This is a genomic window from Micrococcus lacusdianchii (genome assembly GCF_023155805.1).
Classification (GTDB): domain Bacteria; phylum Actinomycetota; class Actinomycetes; order Actinomycetales; family Micrococcaceae; genus Micrococcus; species Micrococcus lacusdianchii.
Genome location: NZ_JAKNUW010000004.1, coordinates 103,704 through 127,364, shown reverse-complemented (window position 1 = coordinate 127,364; position 23,661 = coordinate 103,704). Strand labels below are relative to the sequence as shown.

Below are 23,661 nucleotides of genomic sequence, written 5' to 3'. Positions count from 1 at the left end.
CCTCGGCGCCGGTGGTGGCCGATCGTGGCCGCGGTCCCCGCCTCACTCCTGGTGGTCGCGCTGGGGCTGGGCGCCATGTACGCGGTGTTCCTCGGCCAGACGTACGACGAGAACCGGCAGACCGTGGACGCCGGCGCGCTCCCGGAGGTCGACGGCGGTCCGATCGACGTCCTGCTGCTGGGGTCGGACTCGCGGGAGGGCGAGGGCGAAGCGGACATGGGCCAGCGCTCGGACACGATGATGCTGGTGCACATCCCCGCTGACCGCGAGGAGGTGTTCGTCATCTCCATCCTGCGGGACTCGCTCGTGGACATCCCCGGCCACGGCCGGACCAAGGTCAACGCCGCGTTCGACATCGGCGGCTACCCGCTCGCGGTGGACACCGTGGAGCAGCTCCTGGGCGCCGAGGTGAACCACCTGGTGGAGATCGACTTCCAGGGGTTCCGTGGCCTCACCGAGGCGCTCGGGGGCGTGCGGGTGTGCAATCCGCAGGCCTTCTCCTCCGGTCAAGTGAACCCCTCCTACTATCCCCGGGGTCCGATCCTGCTCACGGACACCGCGGCGCTGCGGTACGTCCGCGAGCGCTACGCCTTCGCCGCCGGAGACATCGTCCGGGTGCAGAACCAGCAGCGGTTCGTGGCCGCGGCGATGGACCGGTTCCTCAGCCCGGGCATCCTGGGCAACCCCGCCCGCACCGGCGAGGTGGTCACGGCGCTGTCCGAGCACGTGAGCGCGGACGACTCGCTCACCTCGGGCGAGGTCGTGTCCCTGGCCTGGCAGCTGCGCGGTGTGGACTCCGAGGACCTGCACATGACCACGGTCGCCCGGGAGGGCTTCGGCACCGGCCCCAACGGGGAGGACGTGGTGCTCCTGGACGAGGCGAAGCTGAGCGACCTCGCGGACGCCCTGGCCCGCGACGACGTCGCCTCCTACCTGCGGGAGCACGACCCCGAGGCGCTGGGCCTCGAGGAGGAGCCGGCCGCCGCCGGGGCGCCCGGCACGGCCGTGGTCCCCGCCGCGGCGCTGTCCGCCCGCGCCGTGTCCGGCGTGCTCGCCGCGACCGGGCGGCAGGCCCCCGTCGGGCGGGCGTCCGACGGACCGGCGCCGGCGCTGGGGGAGGACGTCTGTGACGGCTGACCGAGGGGCCCGACGGACCGGCCGCGCCCCGCGCGTGCTCCTGGTCACGCACTCGTACCGCCCGGACCGGACCCCGCCGGCGCGGCGCTGGGCCGCCGTGGTGGCCGCCCTGCGCGCGGACGGCTGGGAGGTGGACGTGGTGACCCCGGGCGGGGTGCGCACCGTGCTCGGCGAGGACGGGGAGCGGCTGCGCCGGACCCCGGCTCTGCTGCCCGGCGAGGGCGGCCGCAACGGCCGGTTCGCCGCCGCGGCGGTCCACGCCGTCCTGGCCGTCCCGCGCGGCCTGGCGGCGCCTCGTCCGGACGTGGTGGTGGCCACCCTGCCCGCACTGCCCACCATCGTGGCCGGCCGCGCCCTGGCGCTGCTGCTCCGCCGTCCGCTCGTGGTGGAGATGCGGGACGCGTGGCCGGACCTGGCCCCCGAGGCCGGGGTCCACCCGGGGTTGCTCGGCCGCGCGATGGAGGCCGTGGTGACGGGCGGGCAGCGGGCGGCCGACGTCGTGGTGACGGTGACGGAGGGCTTCGCCGAGACCCTCCGCGGCCGGGGCATGCGCCGGGTCGTGGCGATCGGCAACGGCGTGGATGTGGACCGGGTGCCCGTGGCCCCGCCGCGGCGGCGGGAGCCCGGCGAGCTGCACGTGCTGTACCTGGGCAACCTGGGGGAGAGCCAGGGCCTCGAGCGTCTCGTGGCGGCCGCGGCCCGGCTGCGCCGCACCCATCCGGGGGTCCGCGTGCGGATCGTGGGCGGGGGCACCCGACGGACCGCCCTGCAGGCCCTCGACGCGCGGCTGGACGCCGGCGTGGAGTTCCTCGACGCCGTGCCGGGCACGCGCGTGCCCGAGCACTACGCGTGGGCGGACACCCTCGTGGTCTGCCTGCGCCCGGACTGGGCGAGCTTCCGTCACACTGTGCCCTCCAAGACCTACGAGGTGCTCGCCGTCGGCCGGCACGTCACGGGCCTGGTGACGGGGGAGGCCGCCCGCACCCTCGAGGCGGCCGGCGGCGCCGACGTCGTGGGCCCGCGGACCGAGGACCTCGTGGCCCACCTCGCCGCCCTCGCCGCCGACCCCGCCCGCACGGACGTGGGCACCGGGGCCCGGGCATGGGTGGCCGCGCACGCGGACCTGCGGGCCGTGTCCGCGCGGTACGAGCGCCTGCTGCGGGCGCTCGCCGACGCGCGCTGAGTCCTCCGCGCGCCGCCCGGGGTTCTGCCGGCGTCCACGGGGCGAGACCACCGGCGCTGTTACCCTCGAGGTGCCCCCCGGTCCTCCGCGTCCGTCCCCTCGTCCCTTCGGAGAACAGGTCACCTCCATGCCAGGTCCCAAGATCCAGCGCGGCCTCCGGCGCGCCGCCCGCGCGCTCCCGCCGGACGCACGCGTCCGACTGCGCCGCACCGGCGGCCTCCTGCTGCGTCAGCTCCCCAAGCCCGTCGCCCAGGAGATCCGCGGGGTCTTCGGGGTGCGGTGGGGCGCGGCGGGCAAGAGGGACGCCGAGACCGCCCGCGACGCCCTCGGCCTTGCCGGAGGAGCCGCGGCCAGCACCGCGGCCAAGGGCGTGCCCGGCCGCGGGGCGGCCGCGATCGGCACGGACCCGGACGCGAGCGACCGGCTCGAACGGGCCCTCGGGATCGTGGACACGGGGCGGTCCGAGGCCGGGCACCGGACCGTCGTCGGTCTCCTCGCCTCCGACCTGCGCGCCTCCCTCGAGGCCGACGGCTACCGCGTGGTGGCCCTCCAGCCGGGCACCAGCGTGGCCGTGGCCACGCGGGCGGAGACCGTCGTGGTGGACCTCGAGGCGTTCACCGGCCTGTGGGCGGGCGCCCTCACCACATCCGGCGTCGCCCTCCTGCTCGAGCTCATGACCGCCGTGCGCGCCGCCTCCCGACGCGGGGCCACCTGCTGGCTGGTGGTCCGCGGCGACCAGCGCTTCGAGATCGGCGCCCTGCTGCTCCAGCGCCAGTCCACCCTGATGCCCCTCCACCCGGGATCGCGCCGCGCGCCGGTCCACTTCTCCGAGGATCCGGGCGACGCGCCCTACGGGATCGCCGACCTGCTCACCGCCGCCGAGGAGACCGCCCATGCCTGAGATCCCCGCCTCGAACGTGTCCGCCGTGCGTGTCCTGCTCTACGGGGACGTCAACCTCAACGTGATGGATGGCTCGGCCATCTGGCTGCCCTCCCTGGCCGAGGCCTTCGCGCTCACGGGTGCCCAGGTGCACGTGCAGCTCAAGGCCCCGGAGACGAGGGACCTGCTGAGCGGACCCCTGCGCCGGCTGCGGGGCGTGACGGTCCACGAGGCGCGCGTGCGTCACGGGGAGGACGGCATGTCCCACACCCGCGCGGCCGAGGCCCTGGAGGCGCTCGACGCCGAGCTGGACTTCGACGTCGTGCTCGTCCGCGGCAGCGAGATGTGCCTCGAGCTCGTCGAGCGGGGCCGCCTCAAGGGGAAGCTGTGGTCCTACATCACCGAGTACGGCTACATCGGCGGCGGATTCCCGGACGCCCTGATCCGCCGGGTCAGCCGCGTGGCCGAGGGCAGCCGGCTCATGCTGGCCCAGACCGAGCACGCCCGCGCCGTCCTCGAGGCCCTGGTGCCCGCTGCGGCGGGGCGCACCGAGCTGCTCTCCCCGATGGTGCCCGACGACGTGCGGCCCCTCCCGGCCGAGGAGCGCGCCGAGGGCGAGATGCACCTCGTGTACGCGGGCAAGTTCGCCCATGACTGGCGCACCGACCGCATGCCCCAGATCCTCGAGGGGCTCCGCGGACGCGGCCTCGACGCACGCCTGACCATGGTGGGGGACAAGGTGCACCGGGAGCCGAAGCACCCGGGATGGTCCGCCAGGATGCTGGGGCTGCTGGACTCCCCGGCGCCGGGCCTCACCTGGACGGGCGCGCTGAGCCGCGCCGACAGCATGACCGCGATGGCCCGTTCCCACGTCTCCCTGGGGTGGCGCTCACCGGCGCTCGACCTCTCCCTCGAGATCTCCACGAAGGTGCTGGAGAGCTGCGCCCTGGGCGTGCCCCCGCTGGTCAACCGCACCACCATCCACGAGGACCTCCTGGGCAGGGACTACCCCCTCTTCGTGGACGCCCTGGCGGACGGCCCCGAGGAGATCGCCGAGCGGCTGGCCGCCGCCCAGCCGCACCTGGCCGAGCTGTCCGCCCACGTGCTGGCGGCGGCGGAGCCTTACCGCATGACCCGGCGGGCCGAGGCGCTGCGCCGGATCCTCGAGCGGGTGGGCGCCGCGGAGCGACCCCGCGCGTCCGCTCGGCCGTCCGGCCACCGGACCAAGGTCCTGCTGGCCGCCCACGACCTCAAGTTCGCCGGCGAGCTCGTGGACATGCTGCAGGCCGATCCCGACGTGGAGCTGCGCATCGACCAATGGGAGACCCTCCACGAGCACGACGAGTCCGCCTCCCAGCAGCTGCTGGACTGGGCCGACGTCGTGGTGTGCGAGTGGGCCGGGCCGAACGCGGTGTGGTTCTCCCAGCGAGTCCGCCCGGGCCAGCGGCTCGTCGTGCGGCTACATATGTTCGAGCTGCGCGGAGGCTGGCTGAAGGACATCGACACCTCCCGTGTCGACGTCCTCGTGGTGGTCTCGGAGATGAACCGCGGCCACGTGCTCGACGCTCTCGACATCGACCCCTCCCGCGTCCGGGTCATCCCGAACGCCGTCTCCTTCGCGGACCTGGCGCGCCCCGGCCGGGAGGGCCGCCGGTTCCGGCTCGGCATGGTGGGGATCGTCCCCCTGCTCAAACGCCCGGACCGAGCCCTGGACCTCCTGGGCCGGCTGCGCGCGGAGGACGACCGCTTCACCCTCCACATCCGCGGCCGCATGCCGTGGGAGTACCCCCATGTGTGGCGAAAGCCGCTGGAGCGCGAGGGGTACCTGGACCTCTTCGCGCGGCTCGGTGCCGGCCCGCTGCGGGACGCCGTGGCCTTCGAGCCCTTCGGGGCGGACATGGGCACCTGGTACACCAAGGTGGGCTGGATGCTCTCGCCGAGCGCGACGGAGAGCTTCCACCTCGCGCCCGTCGAGGGGATGGTCTCCGGTGCCGTGCCCGTGGTCTGGGACCGCGAGGGCGCACGCGACGTCTTCGACGACCGCTGGATCGTCGCGGACGCGCAGGCGGCGGCTCAGCGCATCCTCGACGCGGAGGGGGACTGGGCCGCCCTGTCCGACCTGGCCAGGACCGAGGTGGGGCGCTACGACGAGCGCGTCGTGGCGGACCTGTGGAGGGACGCCGTCCTGCCGCCCCGGCCCCCCGAGGCCCCGGCCGCGCTCTGAGCGGCCCTCATATACTTGAATCCAAGGCGCTCCGCCATGCCCGGCGTGCCGCCGCACCTAGAAGGGACCCCCGTGACCAGCATCAGCACAGTGGCCGTCATCGGCCTGGGCTACATCGGCCTGCCCACCGCCGCCATCCTCGCCGAGAACGGCGTGAAGGTGCTCGGCGTGGACGTCTCGGACCACACGGTGGACGCTGTGAACGCGGGCACGGTGCCCTTCGTGGAGCCGGACCTGGCCGGGTTCGTCGCGCGCGGCGTCGAGAATGGCCTGCTCCGCGCCTCGACGACGACGCCGGCGGCGGACGCCTACATCGTCGCCGTGCCGACCCCGTTCAAGGACGGACACTCCCCGGACCTGGGCTACATCGAGGCCGCCGCCCGCGGCCTGGCCCCGCAGCTGACCGGCGACGAGCTCGTCATCCTCGAGTCCACCTCGCCCCCCGGCGCCACCGAGCACATGGCCGAGGTGATCTTCGCCGAGCGTCCTGAGCTGCGCGAGTCCGAGCTGGACTTCGCCCACTGCCCCGAGCGGGTGCTCCCGGGCCGCGTGATGGTCGAGCTCGTGACCAACGACCGGATCGTCGGCGGCTCGACCCGGCGCGCGGCCGAGCGGGCCCGCGACCTCTACCGCACGTTCTGCGAGGGCGAGATCCTGCTGACGGACACCCGCACCGCGGAGATGGCCAAGCTCGTGGAGAACTCCTTCCGCGACGTCAACATCGCCTTCGCCAACGAGCTGTCCGTGATCTGCGCCGAGCAGGGCATCGACGTGTGGGAGCTCATCGAGCTGGCCAACCACCACCCCCGCGTGAACATCCTCCAGCCGGGCCCCGGTGTGGGCGGGCACTGCATCGCGGTGGATCCCTGGTTCATCGTGGACGCCGCCCCGCAGACCGCCCGCCTCATCCGGTCCGCGCGCGAGATCAACGACGCGAAGCCCCAGTGGGTCATCGACCAGGCGAAGGCCGCCGCGTTCGACGTGCAGCAGGCCACGGGCCGCACCCCCGTGGTGGCGGCCCTCGGGCTGGCGTTCAAGCCCAACATCGACGACCTGCGCGAGTCCCCGGCGCTGAACATCGCCGTGGAGCTGGCGGACCAGTTCTCCGCCTCCGCCGTGCTGGTGACCGAGCCCCACGTGGAGGCGCTGCCCGCGAAGCTGCAGGGCAAGGCGAACGTGGAGCTCGTCTCCGCCGCGGACGCGATCGCCCGTGCGGACGTCATCCTGCTCCTGGTGGACCATGACGCGTTCGCCGATCTCGCGCCGTCCGCGGCCGGCAAGCGCGTGATCGACACCCGCGGCCAGTGGCGCCGCGGGTGACCTACCGCTGACCCGACGCTGACCCCCGGCGGGTCCGCGTCGGGGGCCAGCGTCGGGGTGCGTCAGCGTCGCGGCGTGTACCGGACCCACGCCGGGTCCGGCAGCGTCACGGGCGCCTGGCGGAGCATCTCCACGAGCCGCTGCGTGTCCCGGCGCGCCGCCGCCTCCCGCTCCGCCACGGCCAGGGCCGCCGTGGCAGGCAGGCGCACGCTGTCGAGGGCGGCCTCCAGCCGCACGCGGAAGAGCGCCGGATCCACCTCGAGGGGGAGGGCGTCCTCCGCGCGGCCCAGCTCGGCGAAGTGCGCGAGCACCTTGGGATCGTAGGCGAGGCCGACCGCCGTCCCCCGTGTCCGGTGGCGCAACAGTGCGGCGTGCAGGCGCATCGTCACGGCCGCCTGGGCGCCCCCGAGGGCGCGCAGGACGTCGTCGTCGTCGGGGGCGTCTGCGGCGAGGATCGTGACGGGCACGCCCTCCGCCTCCGCCACGGCGCCCAGCTCGTCGAGCGGAGCGGTGTCCGTGGGCTGCATCGGGATGCCCACGATCCGCAGACCGCGCCCCGCCGCGGCGGCCACTACCTCCCGCAACAGCTCGCGCCGGCGGTCGGCGTCGTCCCCCCAGGGGCGCAGGCTCACGGCGATCCAGCCCTCGTCCTCCGCCCCTGCCGGAGCGCACTCCGGCAGGTCGAGACCGTAGACGACGTCCGGGGCCACGGTCACGGGCGCGGGCCAGTCCGCGGCCAGCGGCTCCAGCAGCGCGCGGGAGGCCTCGTCCCGCACGGACACGGCGTGGCTCACCCGGCCGGTGAGCCGGACGGCCGCCCGGGCTGCGGGATCCTCCAGCGGTCCGACGCCCATCCCGTGCACGATCACCCGGCCTCCGTACCCCGCCACGAGCAGCGGCAGCTGGGCCATGTGCGCGGGGGAGACCCGGGTGCCCCGGAAGGCGCCGGCGAGGCCCCCGGCGGCGGCGATCGAGTAGTCGTGCCAGTGCCCGCCCGGGCCCAGGACCACGGCGGTCGCGCGGGCGGCGTGCTCCTCCGCCGCGGTGAGGTCCGCGCGGGCGAACGCCGGGAGGCCGTGCACCCGCTCGACGGCGGCGGGGTCGTTGGCGGCCACCACCACCTGGACGTCCTCCAGGCCCTCCTCCAGGGTGCGGGCCAGCGTGGCCAGCAACAGCTCGTCCCCGCGGTTGCCGGCACCGTAGTACCCGGAGACCAGCACGACGCGCGGCGGCGTCCGCGGGCTCCGGGGGGCGGGGAGGGCGTCGAGGGTCTCGGCGATCCGGTCCCCGTACGTCACCGGACCGCCGGGGGGGCGCGTCGCGGCGGTGGAGGAGCCCGCGAGGTCCAGCAGCCCGTCCACCTCGGCGGCTCGCTCGTCCGTCGCGTCCTCGGGCAGGCGTGCGACGCCCAGCAGGCGTGCGCCGCGGGCGCGGAGGTCGGCGGCGGTGGCGGGGTCGGGCCGCAGTGCCTCGCCCGCGAAGAGCACGAGGTCCGGACGCGCACGGTCCACGAGTCGGTCCAGCGCGCGCAGGTCCACGGGCCGGGTGGGCGCCGGCTCCGTGAACGGGGTGGGCACGGCGGTGGGGTGACGCCCGAGGTCCAGGTCCACCACGGTGTGCCCGCCCAGCTGCAGCGCGCGGAGCAGGGCGCGGTCGTGCCGCACCCAGCGGTGGTCCCCGCCCCGCACCATCAGGATGCGGCGGGGGTCGGTGGGGTGAGCGGTCATGGGTGGCGCCTCTCCGGCGCGCCGGGACGCACCACGATCAGGGGGGAGTCGAGGGCCGCGGCGGGCGGGGCCGGATCCGTCGAGGCCTCGGCTGCCACGGTGAGCCGGACCTGCCGCGGCAGCGGCTCGGTGGGGTCGGCGGCCAGCGTGAGCACGGCTCCTCCGGGGGCGGTCAGGTCGGCGCGCCGGAGCACGAGGTCGGCGCGGGAGCAGTCCCCGGGGAGCACGGCGCGGACGGTCGCGCCGCCGGAGGTCAGGGTGACTGCACGAACAGCTTCGTCAGGGCCGAGCCGCAGGGCGATCCGCACGGTCCCGCGGGCCGGGTCGACGGCCTCGCCCCATCCGTCGTCGAGGCGCACTTCTGCGCCGGGAGCCACGGTGACCGCACCCTCCGGCCGCAGGACCGCAGCGGAGGCCGGCACGTCGTCGTCGTGGCGCGCCGCGGCATGGCCGAGCGCGGCGGCGCACCAGGCGTCCAGCTGGGCGGCCGCCGCGAACGCCCGGCGCTGGCGGGGCAGGCGGAGCCCCGGGTCCTGGGCGGGATCCGCGGCGTCGGCGTCGCGTCGCGCACGGGCCTCCCCGGCGTCGGCGGCCCGGCGCACCTCGTCCCGGTACCAGCGCGGCAGGGTGGGTGAGCGGTGGCGCCGGGCGACTACGTGTGCGCCGGCGCACAGGGCGTAGGGGGTCAGCGCCGACGGGATGTGGCGTGCTCCCGCCACGGTGGGCTCGAGGAGCACCGTGTCGCGCGAGAGCAGCTCGGCGAGCGCGGCGACGTCGGCCTCGGCCGCGTCCCGGGGCGTGAGGACGTCGGGGGCGCCGACCCCGTCCGGTGCGAGGGCGAGGGGGTCGCCGGCGGATCCGACCACGACCGCCCCGGGCCGCACCGGCATCGTGCGGAGGGCGTCCAGGAAGGCGGACTCGACGAGCCCCTGGCCCATGACCCCGCGGGGGAGGGCCCGCACCAGCACCTCCTGGGCGATGGCGGCCGGGCCGACGCCCACGACCAGGTCGAAGCGCTCCAGGTCCGCCAGGTTCACCGCCTCGCTCCGCAGCACCAGGATGCTCGCCCCGCCGGCGGCGCGCAGTCGGGCGGCCCCGTCCGGATCGGGCCAGGCGCCCTCGCCGCAGACCAGTACGGGAGCGGTCCCGCCGTCGATCCCGGCCAGGAGGGCGTCCACGTCGATCCCGTGTGTGTCGGCCCGTCCGGGGCGAGGAGGGAGGGCGGTGAGCAGGTCCGCGGCCTCCGCCCCGACGCGGACGGAGGCCTCGGGCCGCCGATCCCGCAGCTCGCGTGCCAGTACGTCGAGGGCGCTGAAGCGCGGCGGGGCCTGCGCGGCGACGAGGACGAGGGAGGTCGGGCGGCCCACGACCCCGCCTCCGACCGTGGGCGGCACGGGGGTCGGTGCCGGGGTCGACGTCGGCGCTGGAACCGATGTCGACCCCTCGCCGTCGGCCGACGAGGGGCGCGTGCGTCCGTCGAACTGCAGGAACCAGGTGGCCCGCTCCTGGGCGTCGAGCCGGCGCCAGGAGTCGTCCGCCACGAGCGACTCGAAGGCGAGCACGCGGGCGGCCGCGCAGAAGGAGCGGTCGAACCGGGCGGCCATGCGCTCCCCGGCCTCGGCGAGGCCGTCGTCTCGGATGAGGGACTGCACCCAGGCGTCGGCGGCGGCCACGTCCGGCACCACGTGCTGCTCGGGGAGGGAGGCGCACGCGGTGCGAGTGGGGTCCACGGTCACCGTGGGCAGGCCCAGCGCCGCGTACTGGACCACGCGGCTGGGCACCTCGAAGGAGCCGAGCCGGTCAAGGCCGGGGAACCAGGTGTCCGTGCCTCGGTGGTCGGCGAAGACCTGGGGGATGTTCAGCGCCGTGCGCACCCGGGCGGCGGCGGCCGCCACCTCGGCGTCGGTGTCGAGGTAGCCTCCGCCCAGCCCCGCGGGATCGTCGCCGACGGCGCCGTGGATGCGCACCCGGCTCTCCATGGCGGCGAGCTGCTCGTAGCGACGGCGGCGGACCGGGCCGGTGACGTTGCCGAGGAACAGGACGTCCGCCTCGGCCGGGAGCGCGCCGTGGACGCGCGGGAACGCCGTGTGGTCCGTCCAGAACGGGATGTTGACGCCCGTGGGGCGGCCCGCACGCTCCTCGTGGAAGCGCAGTACGCGGGCGTCGCCGCAGTGCATCACCAGGTCGTAGAGGTCGATGACCGGGCCGTAGGAGTGCTCGAACAGCACCGGATCGTCGGACAGCCACACGGCCAGCTGGGCCCCGGTCCCGCGCAGCAGGCGCAGCACCGGCCAGGGCGCGGTGGCGGGTCGGAAGACGATCACCCAGTCGGGCCGGAAGTCCCGGACGGCGGCCAGGTGGGGCTCCAGGGTGCGGGCCAGGGCGTCGTCCGTGCGGAAGCGGTGTCCGTGGTGGAGTCGGCCCGTGGAGAGGACCTCGTGGCCGGCCGCGCGGAACGCGCGCGCCAGCGACTCCGTGACGTGCGACTCGAGGATCGCGTCGAAGAGGACGACCCGCATGTCAGCCCTTCCCGCCGGGGGCGGAGGTGAACGTCGGCGGCCCGACCGGCGCCAGCCGCACGACGTGGGGCCCGAGACGCTGCGGCGCCACGTCGTGGCCGACCCGCTCGGCGAGGGCGCCCGCCTGGCCGTCCAGCAGCACCGCGTGCCGGCCCACGCCCAGGACCGGCACCCCGGGCCGCAGCCAGGCCAGAGCCGCGGTCAGGGCCGCGAGCCGCGCGTCGGGCAGGCCCGCCGCGTCCTCCAGGGAGAACAGGACCCCGCCGACGGTGTGGGGGGTGCCGTGGGCGAGCACGGCCTCCGCCTCGGCGCCGACGAGGACCGGCGTCGTCTCGTCCGCCCCCGCGAGGGCCGCGGCGAGCTCCTCTCTGCGCAGCAGCACGAGGCAGGGACCGGGGCGGCGCAGTCGGGCGAGCTCGTCCCACCCCTGGCGCGCCGGCGCCGGGGCGCCGACCCGCCGGCGGAGGTCTGCGAGGTCCGTGGCCGCGGCGTCCAGGGAGGCGGAGGCGGTCTCGGCGCGTGCCCGCAGGCCGGCGACCTCGGACAGGAGGGCCTCGGCCTGGCGCGCGCCCCGTGCGTCAACGGCCGCGACCTCCGTGCCGACGGTGCGCACCCCGGTGCGCAAGGTCGCGACCTCGTCCCTCAGTGCCGAGAGGTCGCCGCGCAGGGCGGCGACGTCGTCGCCCAGCGACTCCAGCCGGCTCGCCTGGTCCCGGGCGGAGTCCTGGTGCCGACGCGCCGTGCGCGCCTGGGCGGTGGACGCGGTGGCGAGCGTGCGGGTGAGGGCGCGGGCGCTGAGCACGAGGTACCCGCCGACGAGGGCCGCGCCGAGACCGGCCGCGACGCCGGCGGCCACTCCCCACCGGAGGGCGGCGCACACGCCGGCCAGGAGGAGCAGGCCCAGGCCGACCAGGGCCAGGCGCCCGCTGAGGGGGAGCAGTCGCACGGGAGGTTCGCCTTTCGGAGGACGGCAGGCCGGTGCGCCGGCTGCGGCGCCCGGACGTGCCGCGCGTCACGCGGCGGCACCGGGGCTCACCCTAGCAACCCGTCCGGCGCGCCCGACGTGGCTAGAGTGGGCGGCGCACCGGACGCGTTCCGTGTGCACCGGCGTCCAGACCAGGCACACGGGAGGGTCAGTGGATCAGCGGAGCATCTCCGGTCTCCTGGGACGAGTGCGGGAAGTCCCGTGGGCGCGCCACGCCGCGCTGACCGCCCAGATCGTCGCCGAGCACGTGGTGGACGATCCGCTGCGGCTGCTCCTGCAGGGCTCCCGTCGGCTGCCCGCCGCGTGGCGGGGCCCCCTCGGCACGCTCGTCGCCACCGCCGGTCGAGGTCCGGGGCTCGGCTCCGTGGCCGCCGCCGTGGGACTGGAGATGCAGGGCCGCACCGCCGAGGCCCGCGCCCGGGTCGCCGATGATGAGCGCGCCGGAGCGGCCGGCGATGCCCGGCCCGCCGCCGTCGCCCGCGCGGACGCCGCCCTGCTGCTGGGCGACGCCGCCCTCGCCGCCGGAATGCTGGAGGCCGTCCCGGAGGATGGCCGCGGCACCGCGTGGCACGCCGCCGCCGCCCGTCTGGCGCTGCACCGCGGAGACCTCGACGCCGCGGTCACCGCCTCGGACCGGCGCGGACTCGGCGACCTGCACCGGCGCATGGCGGGGGAGGCAACCGCGTTCGCGGGACACCGCCCGCGCGTGCCCCGCCACGCGTCCTACACCCCCCTGCCGGGGCGCGTCCTCCACGTGCTCACCAACTCGCTGCCCCACACCGGGTCCGGCTACGCGCAGCGCAGCCACTCGACGCTGCGCGCGCTCGCGGACGCCGGGATCCATGTGGAGGCCGTCACCAGGCCGGGCTGGCCGGCCCAGGTGGGCGTCCCGTGGGCGGCACGCGAGGACGTGGTGGACGGTGTCCGCTACCGCCGCCTCACCCCGTGGCGCCTGGCCCAGGGCACCGCGGCCCGGATCGACCAGCACGCGCGCCTCCTCGCGGCGGAGGTCGAGCGCTTCCGGCCGCAGGCGCTGCACACCACCACCCACTTCGTGAACGCCGTGGCGGTGCGGGCCGTGGCCGAGGCCTACGGCATCCCGTGGGTCTACGAGGTCCGGGGCCAGCTCGCGGACACGTGGGCGTCCCAGCGCGACGACGCCGCCCTCACCTCCCAGCGCTACCGCGAGTTCGTGGCGCGGGAGGAGGAGGCGGCACGGTCCGCGGACGCCGTCGTGACCCTGGGGGAGACCATGGCCGCCCGCCTGCGCGCCCAGGGCGTGGCCGCGGAGGACATCACGGTGTGCCCCAACGCGATCGGCGAGGCGTTCCTGGCCGAGCCGCCCACCCGTGCCGAGGCCCGCCGCCGTCTGGGGCTGGCCGAGGACCACGTGTACATCGGCACCGTGTCCTCCCTGGTGGGATACGAGGGCCTCGACACCCTCCTGCGCGCCGCGGCCCTCCTGATGCCGGGCCATCCCGACCTGCGGGTGTCCATCGCCGGTGACGGGGCCAGCCTTCCGGCCCTCCGCAGCCTCGCCTCCGACCTCGGAATCGCGGACCGCGTGCGCTTCCCCGGCCGCGTCGCCCAGTCCGAGGCGCTCTGGGAGCAGGTCAGCCTGGACGTATTCACCGTGCCCCGCCGCGACCTCCCGGTCACCCGCGCGGTGACGCCCATGAAGTCGGTGGAGGCGTCCGCCGTGGGCACGCCCGTGGTGGCCTCGGACCTCCCCGCGCTCGCCGAGCTCGTGCAGGACGGCGTCACCGGAGCGCTCGTGCCGGCGGAGGACCCGGCGGCGTGGGCGCGCCGCCTCGGGGACCTCATCGCGGAGCCCGGACGGCGGGAGGCGCTCGGATCCGCCGGACGCGCCTGGGCCGTGGGCACCCGCACCTGGGCGGCGAATGCACGGCGGTATCGTGACCTCTATGAACGGCTCGGCGTGGAGGTCCCTCCCGGGCGAGACTGACGCCGCCCCGCCCCCAGTGCCGGGTGTGGTCCGAGATTGAGGAGCAGACCGTGACCGACTTCCTGGTGGCCGTGCGCACGTCCCGGGTGGAGGAGCAGGACAGGGCGGCCACGGCCCGCCTGCTCGAGTCCGTGGCACGGGGCTACGCGCCCTTCGTAGGCATGGACTACGAGGCCGAGCCGGCGCTCGTGCACCCGGCCGCCTCGACGTCGGCCCTGGTGTTCGCCCGGCGGGGCACCGAGCCCGTGCTCCCGGCGCGCGGCGACCGGTGGGCCGTGATGGCCGGGGCCGAGGATGCGGCCGACCTGGCGGACGCGGTGCGGCTGCGGGCGGGGCGCCTGGTCTACGAGCGGCCGGTGTGGGGTCACTACGCCGCCGTGCTGGTGGAGCGCTGGACCGGCCGGGTCACCGCCTGGAACACGGTGCCGGCCTTCGAGGCCGTCCACTGGGGTAAGGACGGCGGACACGTCTACCTGTCGAACCGGCCGCTGCTCGTCGCTCTGGCACTGGCGGGCGGGCGCCGTGACGCCGTGGCCCTCTCCCCGTCCTACCTGGCCGAGTACCTGTCCTTCGGCTACTCCATGACGGGGCAGTCCCCGTTCGAGAACGTGCGCGTGCTCCCCGTGGACCGCGCCGTCCAGGTCCATGACGGCCGGGTCACGGACGTCGAGGCCCCCGCGGGGCTCACCCACCCGCTGTCCGCCGACCACACGCCCGAGGAGGGCGCCGACGCGCTGGCGGACGCGATGCGCGCGTCCGCCGATCGCGTGCAGCGACGCGTGGGGGAGCGCCCGCTGCAGCTCCGGGTGTCCGGCGGCGCGGACAGCCGACTCCTCATCGGGCTGCTGCGCGGCCGCGGCATGGAGATCTCGACGCTGACGTACGGGCAGGACCACGACCTCGACGTCCGCCTCGGACGCATCCTCTCGGAGCGTGCCGGCCTGCCCTTCCGCATGTCCACTCCGCCCCTGGCCCCGGGGGAGGACGTCACGGAGCAGCTGAGCGCCACCCTCCGCCGGAGTCGGGGCGTCCCCCCGTCCGAGGCCCACACGGGCCGCTACCTCGGTGCGGACGTCGGCGGTCCCGGGGAGGCCGTGATGCTCGGGAACTGGCCGCTCTACAAGGGCGGAGCCGCCAAGAGCCTGCGCTACACGAGCGAGTCGGCCCAGGAGGCGCTCCTCTCCGCGGGCTCGGGGGCGGTGCGCCCCAGCGTCCGCGCCGGCCATGACGCCTGGCTCCGCGAGTGGTTCCGGACCCAGCCCGCGAACAACCCGGTCGAGGCGATGTACCTGTTCGCCCGCCAGTTCCGGTCGGGGCGGTGGATGCAGGGCCACATCAGCCTCTACTCCGCGGACGCCATGGTCGCCTACCCCCTGGGCGATGCGGAGGTCACCGCGGTGGCGGACGTGCTCGCGATGGCCGAGAAGGTCTCCCACCGTGCCGCCTTCGGCGCCCTCGCCCGGGTGTGGCCCGAGGGGACGGCCATCCCCCTGGACGGCAAGCCCTGGAAGTTCGAGCTCTGCGGTCCCGATCCGTCCTGGTCCGGGGAGCACTACGAGGCGCGGACGCGCCCGCTGCCCCCGCTCGAGCCCCGAGCCGACCAGGTCCCCGCCGCCGAGCGGGGGGAGCACTCCGGCGCCGCCGCCGCGGAGCTGGCCTCCGACATCGTCCGCTCGGAGGGCTTCGGAGCGCTGGCACCGCTGTTCTCGGAGGAGTGGCTGCGGGCCGTCGAGGCGACGGCGGAGTCCGGGAGGGCCGCGCCTCCGGCGGGGGTGTCCATGCGGGAGTTCCGCAAGACGCTCTGGCGCATCCGCACGGCGGACCTGTGGTTCGGGGGCGCCTGGCTGCGGGGCTGACGCCCCCCGCCGTGCCGGGTCAGCGCAGGCCAAGCACGGCGTCCGCCAGGGCGGGCACCACGCGCCGCTCGGCGAAGCGCTCCGCCACGTACGCCGCGGCCTCCGCTGTGAGCCGTGTCCAGCGTGCCAAGTCGACGACCTCGTCGTGCAGGCCCCGCGCCAGCTCGTCCGTCGACGCGGCCATCCAGTCCGGCGGGTAGAGCAGGTCCGCACCGGCCCACGCGAGGGAGCGGGGCAGGCATCCGTGCACCGCCCCGTCGGGCAGGGTGAAGTGGAAGGACTCGAAGTCGGAGACGGAGAGGGCCACGCCCACCCGTGCGTACCACGGACCCATGTCCGGGCCGTGCGGGTCCCAGGTCACCGCGCTCTTCAGGAGGGGATCCTCGGCCATCCGGCGGGCCTGCTCGGCGAAGTACGCGGCCTCCGTGGGGCGGGCCGTCATCCAGGCGACGTCCTCCGGGCGGTGGCCACGGATGGCCAGCCGGAAGCGGGGATCTTCCGCGCGCAGCGCGGCGAGCAGGTCGAGGGCGCGGTGCAGCCCCTTGCGCGCCGGGAGGACTCCCACCAGGCCCAGCGTGAACCGGCGCAGCGGATCAGGGGGCGCAGCGGACGGCGCGGCGGGTCCGGGCATCCGGACCGCGTTGGGGATCCAGTGCGCGCGCTCCGCCGGGAAGCCGACGTCGCGCAGCACCTGCGCCCGCACGTGCTCCGCCACGAACACCCAGGAGTCCACGGCGTCCTGCCGCACCCGGCGGGGGAACTCGGTCGAGGCCTCCTGGAGGTGGGTGCGGACTGTGAGTCGGGTTCTGTCCGGCCGATGTCGGGAGTACCACACGACGTTGCCGAGCGACCACTCGCAGTGCACGACGTCGGCCCAGTGCGCCAGGGCTGTGCTCGCGCCGACATCGTGCCGGGCATGGCCCCGCCATTCGTCCACCCGCACCTCATGCCCCCGGGCGCGGAGCTCCGCGATGAGGCCGCCGGCGAACTTCAGGTCGTGCCCCGCCACGACCACCCGGCGCGGCTCGGCCCCCACGCGGACGCGCGGGGGCGTCGCGGGGGGCGGGGTGAGCGGTGGGCCCTCGTGGACCAGCTCGAGCCGGGCCGCCCGCCCGCGGGCCGCCAGGTCGGCGGGGGGAGCGGCGGCGTCCGCCGGGCTCAGGACGGCGCGTCCGGCGGCGGCGGCGAGATCCCGCAGCGCCGGGGACGTCCGCTCCGGGTGGGGCACCACCACGGCGTCGACCAGCGTGAGCGCCTCGGCCCAGCGTGCCGGGGCGGGCGCGCCCACCGCGGCCTCGGGGACCATGAGGACGCCGGGGACCTGCCGGCCCTGGGCTCGGAGCAGCAGCCGCGCCATCCGCCGCCCCTGGGGCCGCGCATCGGTCACCACGGTGTGCAGGCCCTCACCCCTTAGTGCTGTGGCACGGGACGCGGCCAGCGCGGCGGCGTCCTCGGGCGGCCACGCCCCGGGCTCAGCGGGGTCGACGGGAAGGAGCAGGATGCCGGGGGACTGCGGCGTCCTCGGTCCCAGGGGGTTCCACGCGTCGAGCGAGGGCCGACGGGCTCCGGTGACCGCGCGCGTGAGCCGGGCCGAGGCGGGGAGCGGGAGGACGCGGCGCGCCGGCGGACCCTCGTCCCGGGCGGCGTCGTCGGGGGAGGAGGCGGCCCACGCCGACACGGGGACGGTGAGCCGGCCCGTGGAGGTCCGGCCCCGGCGGGCGGCGGCATTCCATCCGTCGGCGAGGCGGGTGCGGGTGCGGCCGAGCAGCACTCCGGCCACGTGGAGGGGGCGGCCGCCGCCCGTCATGACGCCGTGGTGCGGCGGGGGCGGGCGTCGTCCGGCCAGGTGACGGGGGTGCGCTTGAGGACGCCCCGCTCAGCCTCCAGAAGGGCGAGGGCGCCCTCGTGGTCCCCGCGTGCCTTCTTCCGCGTGTAGCGGGCGTACGTCCTGGTGACCGACTTGGCCCCGGAGTCCATGGTGAGGACCCCCTGCTCGATCCAGATGGCCCGCGTGCACATCTCCTGGATGGTGCTCATGGAGTGGCTGACCAGGAACACGCACCCCGCCTGTTCGCGCAGCTGGTCGATCCGGCTGCGCGTCCGTGCGCGGAACTGGGCGTCGCCGGTGTTCAGTGCCTCGTCGATGACGAGGATGTCGGGGTCCACCGCCGTGGCGATCGCGAACTGCAGACGGGACGCCATGCCCGAGGAGTACGCCTTCAGCGGCAGCTGGAGCGCCTTCGCCTCCAGTCCGGAGAGCTCGACGATCGAGTCGTACTTGGCCTCGGCCTCGACCCGGGACATGCCCATGGCCAGGCAGCCGAGCATGATGTTGTCCTCGCCGGAGACCTGCCGCACCAGCGCCGCGTTGACCCCGAGCATCACGGGGGTGGTCGCGGCGTACACGTGGCCCGTGGTGGGGTGGAGCTGGCCGGTGACGAGCTTCATGAGCGTGGACTTGCCCGATCCGTTCGTGCCGACCACCCCGACGGACTCCCCCTGGCGGACCACGAGCGAGAGCGGCTTGAGGGCCTCCACCGTGGTGGTGCGCAGGCCGGACGCGCCACCGCGCAGCCGACTGCGCAGGGACCGGCCGCCGAGTGCCTCCGCGGAGCGGACCGTGTAGGTCATCCCCGCCTGGTCGAGGACGACGGCGGCATCCTCCACCCGGTCCGCCGGCGCGGGGGGGAGGGGGGGCGTCGGGAGGGCGTGGCGCGGAGCGGCGGACCGGTCGGACGTCGTCGGGTCGGACTGGGTCATCGCTCCTCCCCGTATGTCTCCTCGGCCATCCAGAAGAAGACCACTCCGATCACCAGCAGCGCGGCCGTCCAGGCGAGCAGCACTCCCCAGCGCGCCGGGTCGGCGGGCTGGCCGTAGAGCATGGACTGGCGGGCGATGTCGAGCACGCAGAACATGGGGTTCAGATGCATGGCGGTCATCAGCGGGGGGATGTCCTCGAACCGGCGGGCGCTGAAGAACACGGCCGAGAGGTAGAGCCACAGCCGCATGCCGAAGCCGATGATGTTGCCGAAGTCGACCCAGTGGGACACGATGCGCGCCAGGATCAGCGAGAGGCCCACGTTGAACAGGGTCTGCACGGCCAGCAGGGGGATCATGAGCAGCCAGCGCCAGGTGATGGTCTCCATGGGCGGGATCACCAGGACGAGCACCACCATCACCGCCAGGGTGGGCCCGAACTGCAGGAGCTCGCGGATGTTGGTGGCGATCGGCAGGGTGGCCCGGGGGAACTGGAAGGCGCGGACGATCGACGCGTTCCCCGAGATGGACCGCGAGCCGCTCGTGACGGCCTGGGTGGTGAAGCGGAAGAGGAACACACCCACGATGAGGTAGGCGAGGAAGTTCTCGATCCCGCGCCCCGTCCCCAGGAGCAGCCCGAACACCAGGAAGTAGGCCAGGCCGTCCAGGATCGGGTTGAGCACCATCCACAGGCGGCCCAGGGCGTTCGTGGAGTTGGCCCCCGCGATCCGGGAGCGCGAGTCGAACAGGATGAAGGAGCGGAACTCCCACAGGGAGGCCAGGTACCGCCCGAGGCCCGGTCGGGCGCCGACGCGTCCCAGGCCGGAGCCGTCCACCGTGAGGACGACGGTGCCGCCCTGGCTGTGGGAATCGCCGGATTCGGCCATGCCGGGCACCCTCTCTCGAGCTCTGGGGGACGCACCGGGCCGATCTCGGCCCGCCGCGAGTGCTCACTCTAGCAACCCCGGCCCGACCCCTCCGGTCAGTACACTTCGAGACGAGCCGTGCACGCCTCAAGGGCGCCGCCCGCGGCCCGTCGTCCAGTCACGAGGAGCAACTGTGCCCAAGGTCATGCCCATCTACGGAACCCGCCCGGAGGCCATCAAGGTGGCCCCCATCGTCAAGGCGCTGCAGGCTGACGCGCGGTTCGAGTGCGTGGTGACCGTCACGGGGCAGCACCGCGAGATGCTGGACCAGGTCAACGAGCTGTTCGGCATCGTCCCGGACCACGACCTGAACATCATCCAGCCCCGCCAGACCCTCAACGGCGTGTTCGCCCGCACCCTCGACGGGCTCGACGCCGTCCTCGAGCAGGAGCGACCGGACGCCGTCGTCGTCCAGGGCGACACGACGACCTCGACGGCGGGCGCCGTCGCCGCCTTCAACCGCGGCATCCCCGTGGTCCACGCCGAGGCGGGCCTGCGCAGCTTCGACATCCTCTCCCCGTTCCCGGAGGAGGCCAACCGCAAGATCACCAGCCAGATCGCCGCCCTGCACCTTCCTCCCACCCGGGTCAGCCGGGACAACCTGCTGCGGGAGGCGGTCCGCGCGGAGGACGTGTACGTCACGGGCAATACCGTGATCGACGCCCTGCTGGAGGCCGTGGCCGCGCACGTGCCCTTCGAGGACGAGCGCCTGGCCGCGCTGGAGGCCTCGGGCCGCCCCGTGGTGCTGGTGACCACCCACCGGCGCGAGAACCAGGGGGACGCCATGCGCGGCGTCGGACGGGCGCTGGCCCGCCTGGCCCGGGCCCACGCCGACGTCACGTTCGTCCTCCCGGCGCACCGCAACCCGGTGGTCCGCGAGGCCGTCCTCCCCGCCCTCGAGGGCCTCGGGAACGTGCTGGTCACCGAACCCCTGGCGTACGGCGAGTTCACCCACCTGCTCTCGGTGGCCCACGTGGTGCTCACGGACTCGGGCGGCGTGCAGGAGGAGGCCCCCTCGCTCGGCAAGCCCGTCCTGGCGATGCGGGAGAACACCGAGCGCCCCGAGGCCGTCACCGCGGGCACCGTGCGTCTGATCGGCACGGACGAGCAGGTGGTGGTCGACGAGGTCGCCCGCCTGCTCACGGACGAGGCCGCGTACGCCGCCATGGCCAACGCCGTCAACCCGTACGGGGACGGCCGGGCCGCCGAGCGCACGGTCTCGGCCATCGCCGCCCTGCTGGGCGTCGGCGAGCGGCTGCCGGAGTTCGAGGACGGCGCCTCCGCCTGAGCCCCTGACGACGACGTCCCCGGACCTGGACAGGTCCGGGGACGTCGTCGTTCCGTGGGCGCCGGTGCTCAAGCGAGCTCGCGCCCCTCGACCCGGCGCGGGTCCACGTCCGGGTCGACCTTCGGCAGGGACCCGGTCCGCGGGCCGCCCGGGACGACCGGCAGGTTGGTCTCGGGGGCCCGCAGCCATACGAGTGCGGCCACCGCGATCACCGCGCCCGTCACCACGAAGCCCCACCCGTAGCCGGCCGCGTCCACCACGAGGCCCACGAGGAGCGGGCCCAGGATGGCCCCCAGGTCCCCGGACATCTGCGCCGCGGACATCACCGGTCCGGCCCTGCGGTCCTGGCCCACGAGGTCTGCCACGGCGGCCTGCTGCGGGGCGTTGAGGGTGCCGGTGCCGGCACCGGCCAGCGCGCAGGAGACGAGGAACAGCAGCGGCGACTCCATCCAGCCGATGGCCCCCGTGAACACGGCCATCACGACCAGGCCGATCAGGATCAGCGGCTTGCGCCCGTGGAGGTCGGAGAGCCGGGAGCTGAAGGCCACCGCGAGGACGTTGCCGGCCGCGAACACGGACAGCGCCAGACCGGCCATGAGCTGGCGGTTCTCCTCGGTGATGCCCCACCCCAGGAGCGCCGTCCCGGTGAAGGCGCTCGCGGCGAACAGCGGCGTGATGGCGTTGCGCACCCCGAAGGTCGCCCACCCGTTGGCGAACATGGAGGTCAGGGCCGCGCGGTAGGAGCGGTGGCCCAGCGCCTCGCGCAGGGGCATGGCGGGCCGGGTCTCCCCGCGGGCGCGGTCCTGCAGGCGGGTGTCCCGGAGCATGACGAACACGATCCCGGCGGCGATCACGAGCGAGGTCCCGTAGATCAGGAACGGCACCCGGAAGCCGAAGACGGCCAGCACGGAGCCGACGATTGGCCCCACGATGTTGCCGATCAGGAACGCCGAGGCGTAGGCGCCGGAGACCCGCCCGCGGATGGCGGGCGGGGACTTGCTGGCCAGGAACGCCATGGCGGACACCGTGAACAGCGTGGACCCGACGCCGCCGAGCGCGCGGTACAGCAGCAGCTGCGTGTAGTCCTGGGCGAAGGCGATCAGGAACATCGAGGCGGCCACGATCAGCACGCCCGTCATGTACACCGGCGTCTCGCCGAGCCGGTTGGTGAGCCGGCCGGAGACGGGCGCGAACAGCAGACGGGTGAGGCCGAACGCGGAGACCACGGCGGCGACGGCGGTGGCCGGGTTGGCGAAGTCGGACGCGAACATCTCCGCGTACTGGGGCAGCAGGGGCGCGATGATGCCGAAGCCGATCGCGATCACGAACGCCGCCGCGACCATCACCTTGATCTCGGGCGGCAGGGGCACGCGTGCGGCCGGAGGGGAGGAGGGCATGGCCGCCATCCTCCCACCTTCCCGCGCGCAGGGCTCCCGCCCCGGGCCCTGCCCGAGGGCCTGTGGGAGACTGGGCGCGTGGAACTCGTGCTCATCATCTCCCTGGTCCTGGCCCTGCTGCTCGGCGCCGTGCTGGTCGGTCTGCTCGACCGCCCCGTCGCCCCGCCGAGGGGCACCTACACCGAGCTGCGCGACGACGACGACCCGGCGCCGGCCCCGGGCGGCCTCGTGGCCGACCCGGCCTCCGCCGACGCCCCCTCGTCCCGCCCCGCGCCCCGCCACGCCGCCGAGGCCCCTGTGGTCCAGGAGGAGGTCCAGGAGGCGGAGGTCGTCGAGACCGCCCCGCAGCTGGACCGCCCCGAGGCCGCCGGCACCCGCCTGCAGCGCCTGCGCGCGCGCCTGCTGAAGTCCAACAACGTCTTCGGCCAGGGCCTGCTGGCCCTGCTCTCCCGTGACCGGATCGACGACGACGTCTGGGACGAGATCGAGGAGAACCTCCTCATGGCGGACCTGGGCACCGAGCCCACCATGGAGCTCGTGGACCGTCTCAAGGCTCGCGTCACTGTGGACGGCACGCGCGATCCCGACGCGCTGCGCGCGCTGCTGCGCGAGGAGCTGCTCGCCATGGTGGACCCGTCCATGGACCGCCGCCTGGCCGCCACCCGCAAGGACGGCAAGCCGGCCGTCACCCTGGTGGTGGGCGTCAACGGCGTGGGCAAGACCACCACCGTGGGCAAGCTCGCCCGCGTGCTCGTGGCCGAGGACCGCGAGGTCGTCCTCGGCGCCGCGGACACCTTCCGCGCCGCCGCCGCCGAGCAGCTGGCCACGTGGGGCTCCCGCGTGGGCGTGGTCACCGTCCGCTCCGAGACGGAGGGCGCGGACCCGGCGTCGGTGGCCTTCGAGGCCGTGAAGACCGGCATCGAGGAGGAGGCGGACGTCGTCCTCGTGGACACCGCCGGCCGCCTGCAGAACAAGGCCAACCTCATGGACGAGCTGGGCAAGATCAAGCGCGTCATCGAGAAGCAGGCCCCGGTGGAGGAGGTCCTGCTGGTCCTGGACGCCACCACCGGCCAGAACGGCCTGACGCAGGCCAAGGTGTTCGCCGAGGTCGTGGACGTCACCGGCATCGTGCTGACCAAGCTGGACGGCACCGCCAAGGGCGGCATCGTCGTCGCGATCCAGCGCCAGCTGGGCGTGCCGGTCAAGCTGATCGGCCTGGGCGAGGGCGCCGACGACCTCGCCCCGTTCTCCGCCGAGGGCTTCGTGGACGCGCTCCTGGCCGAGTGATCCCCGCCGGGCCCGTCCGGGCCCCGGCACCCGCACGACGACGGGCCGTCCCCTCGCACGAGGGGGCGGCCCGTCGTCGTCGGAATGCGGCGGCGTGACGGGACCGCAACGCGCGTTCACACGCCGGAAACACCTCCGCGCCGTGACGGGAAACACGTCCTCGGCAGACTCGGGCGCATCGACGCCCCCGTGCCGGGCGGGCGTCCCGA

Annotated in this window: 16 protein-coding genes; 9 read left to right on the top strand and 7 right to left on the bottom strand. The window is 75.3% G+C overall.

Features of this window, described 5'->3' with window-relative positions; translation table 11 throughout:
* The first annotated feature begins 24 nt into the window (after positions 1 to 24).
* The 5 genes from MA879_RS03935 to wecC all read left to right on the top strand — a co-directional run bounded on the left by MA879_RS03935 (position 25) and on the right by wecC (position 6,744).
* Positions 25 to 1,137: an LCP family protein gene (locus tag MA879_RS03935; RefSeq protein WP_248123684.1), complete on the top strand. Its 1,113-nt coding sequence runs from the start codon at positions 25 to 27 to the stop codon at positions 1,135 to 1,137.
* Complete coding sequence (locus tag MA879_RS03930) at positions 1,127 to 2,320, top strand: glycosyltransferase family 4 protein (protein ID WP_248123682.1); 1,194 nt, start codon at positions 1,127 to 1,129, stop codon at positions 2,318 to 2,320. Before MA879_RS03935 ends, MA879_RS03930 begins: the two co-directional genes overlap by 11 nt.
* A 127-nt stretch (positions 2,321 to 2,447) precedes the next feature.
* Positions 2,448 to 3,221: a hypothetical protein gene (locus MA879_RS03925; protein WP_206397937.1), complete on the top strand. Its 774-nt coding sequence runs from the start codon at positions 2,448 to 2,450 to the stop codon at positions 3,219 to 3,221.
* Positions 3,214 to 5,424, top strand: a complete 2,211-nt coding sequence (locus MA879_RS03920) for a glycosyltransferase (RefSeq protein WP_248123680.1) — start codon at positions 3,214 to 3,216, stop codon at positions 5,422 to 5,424. The genes MA879_RS03925 and MA879_RS03920 overlap by 8 nt, the downstream gene beginning before the upstream one ends.
* Before the next feature lie 72 nt (positions 5,425 to 5,496).
* The gene (wecC, locus tag MA879_RS03915) at positions 5,497 to 6,744 is read left to right on the top strand and encodes a UDP-N-acetyl-D-mannosamine dehydrogenase (protein ID WP_248123678.1); all 1,248 of its coding nucleotides are present in this window, start codon (positions 5,497 to 5,499) and stop codon (positions 6,742 to 6,744) included.
* 62 nt (positions 6,745 to 6,806) lie between these two features.
* Here the strand turns inward: wecC and MA879_RS03910 are convergent, their stop codons facing one another.
* From MA879_RS03910 to MA879_RS03900, 3 genes are read right to left on the bottom strand one after another with little or no spacing between them, the layout of a single operon-like run.
* Entirely contained in the window at positions 6,807 to 8,471 is a 1,665-nt protein-coding gene (locus tag MA879_RS03910; RefSeq protein WP_248123677.1) for a polysaccharide pyruvyl transferase family protein, read from the bottom strand.
* The gene (locus MA879_RS03905; RefSeq protein WP_248123676.1) at positions 8,468 to 10,990 is read right to left on the bottom strand and encodes a CgeB family protein; all 2,523 of its coding nucleotides are present in this window, start codon (positions 10,988 to 10,990) and stop codon (positions 8,468 to 8,470) included. Before MA879_RS03905 ends, MA879_RS03910 begins: the two co-directional genes overlap by 4 nt.
* A 1-nt stretch (position 10,991) precedes the next feature.
* On the bottom strand, positions 10,992 to 11,936 hold the full coding sequence (locus tag MA879_RS03900) for a hypothetical protein (protein WP_248123675.1): 945 nt from the start codon (positions 11,934 to 11,936) through the stop codon (positions 10,992 to 10,994).
* A 226-nt stretch (positions 11,937 to 12,162) separates the two neighbouring features.
* On the opposite strand from MA879_RS03900, the gene MA879_RS03895 reads away from it, so the two are divergent.
* Together MA879_RS03895 and MA879_RS03890 are read left to right on the top strand one after the other, a co-directional pair.
* The gene (locus MA879_RS03895; RefSeq protein WP_248123674.1) at positions 12,163 to 13,941 is read left to right on the top strand and encodes a glycosyltransferase family 4 protein; all 1,779 of its coding nucleotides are present in this window, start codon (positions 12,163 to 12,165) and stop codon (positions 13,939 to 13,941) included.
* 50 nt (positions 13,942 to 13,991) lie between these two features.
* The gene (locus MA879_RS03890; protein ID WP_248123673.1) at positions 13,992 to 15,797 is read left to right on the top strand and encodes a hypothetical protein; all 1,806 of its coding nucleotides are present in this window, start codon (positions 13,992 to 13,994) and stop codon (positions 15,795 to 15,797) included.
* 19 nt (positions 15,798 to 15,816) lie between these two features.
* Here MA879_RS03890 and MA879_RS03885 read toward each other — a convergent pair whose 3' ends face one another.
* From MA879_RS03885 to MA879_RS03875, 3 genes are read right to left on the bottom strand one after another with little or no spacing between them, the layout of a single operon-like run.
* Positions 15,817 to 17,604 (bottom strand): glycosyltransferase family protein, encoded by a 1,788-nt coding sequence (locus MA879_RS03885; protein WP_248123672.1) that lies wholly within the window; start codon positions 17,602 to 17,604, stop codon positions 15,817 to 15,819.
* Positions 17,601 to 18,557 (bottom strand): ABC transporter ATP-binding protein, encoded by a 957-nt coding sequence (locus MA879_RS03880; RefSeq protein WP_081304984.1) that lies wholly within the window; start codon positions 18,555 to 18,557, stop codon positions 17,601 to 17,603. Before MA879_RS03880 ends, MA879_RS03885 begins: the two co-directional genes overlap by 4 nt.
* Positions 18,554 to 19,441 carry an ABC transporter permease gene (locus MA879_RS03875; protein WP_248123670.1) on the bottom strand — a complete coding sequence of 296 codons (888 nt, stop codon included), beginning with the start codon at positions 19,439 to 19,441 and terminating at the stop codon, positions 18,554 to 18,556. The genes MA879_RS03880 and MA879_RS03875 overlap by 4 nt, the downstream gene beginning before the upstream one ends.
* 172 nt (positions 19,442 to 19,613) lie before the next feature.
* Here MA879_RS03875 and wecB point away from each other — a divergent pair, with 172 nt between their 5' ends.
* A complete protein-coding gene (gene wecB / locus MA879_RS03870) occupies positions 19,614 to 20,768 on the top strand; it encodes a non-hydrolyzing UDP-N-acetylglucosamine 2-epimerase (RefSeq protein WP_248123668.1) in 1,155 nt (384 codons plus the stop codon).
* A 68-nt stretch (positions 20,769 to 20,836) separates the two neighbouring features.
* Here the strand turns inward: wecB and MA879_RS03865 are convergent, their stop codons facing one another.
* Positions 20,837 to 22,165, bottom strand: a complete 1,329-nt coding sequence (locus MA879_RS03865) for an MFS transporter (protein WP_248123666.1) — start codon at positions 22,163 to 22,165, stop codon at positions 20,837 to 20,839.
* 78 nt (positions 22,166 to 22,243) lie between these two features.
* On the opposite strand from MA879_RS03865, the gene ftsY reads away from it, so the two are divergent.
* Positions 22,244 to 23,452, top strand: a complete 1,209-nt coding sequence (gene ftsY, locus MA879_RS03860) for a signal recognition particle-docking protein FtsY (RefSeq protein WP_248123665.1) — start codon at positions 22,244 to 22,246, stop codon at positions 23,450 to 23,452.
* Positions 23,453 to 23,661: the final 209 nt, after the last annotated feature.

Excerpts from the sequence above, each read along its gene's own strand:
- MA879_RS03925 (WP_206397937.1), top strand. The coding sequence starts at position 2,448 with ATGCCAGGTCCCAAGATCCAGCGCGGCCTCCGGCGCGCCGCCCGCGCG.
- MA879_RS03920 (WP_248123680.1), top strand. The coding sequence starts at position 3,214 with ATGCCTGAGATCCCCGCCTCGAACGTGTCCGCCGTGCGTGTCCTGCTC.
- MA879_RS03910 (WP_248123677.1), bottom strand. The coding sequence starts at position 8,471 with ATGACCGCTCACCCCACCGACCCCCGCCGCATCCTGATGGTGCGGGGC.
- MA879_RS03905 (WP_248123676.1), bottom strand. The coding sequence starts at position 10,990 with ATGCGGGTCGTCCTCTTCGACGCGATCCTCGAGTCGCACGTCACGGAG.
- MA879_RS03885 (WP_248123672.1), bottom strand. The coding sequence starts at position 17,604 with ATGACGGGCGGCGGCCGCCCCCTCCACGTGGCCGGAGTGCTGCTCGGC.
- MA879_RS03880 (WP_081304984.1), bottom strand. The coding sequence starts at position 18,557 with ATGACCCAGTCCGACCCGACGACGTCCGACCGGTCCGCCGCTCCGCGC.
- MA879_RS03875 (WP_248123670.1), bottom strand. The coding sequence starts at position 19,441 with ATGGCCGAATCCGGCGATTCCCACAGCCAGGGCGGCACCGTCGTCCTC.
- MA879_RS03865 (WP_248123666.1), bottom strand. The coding sequence starts at position 22,165 with ATGCCCTCCTCCCCTCCGGCCGCACGCGTGCCCCTGCCGCCCGAGATC.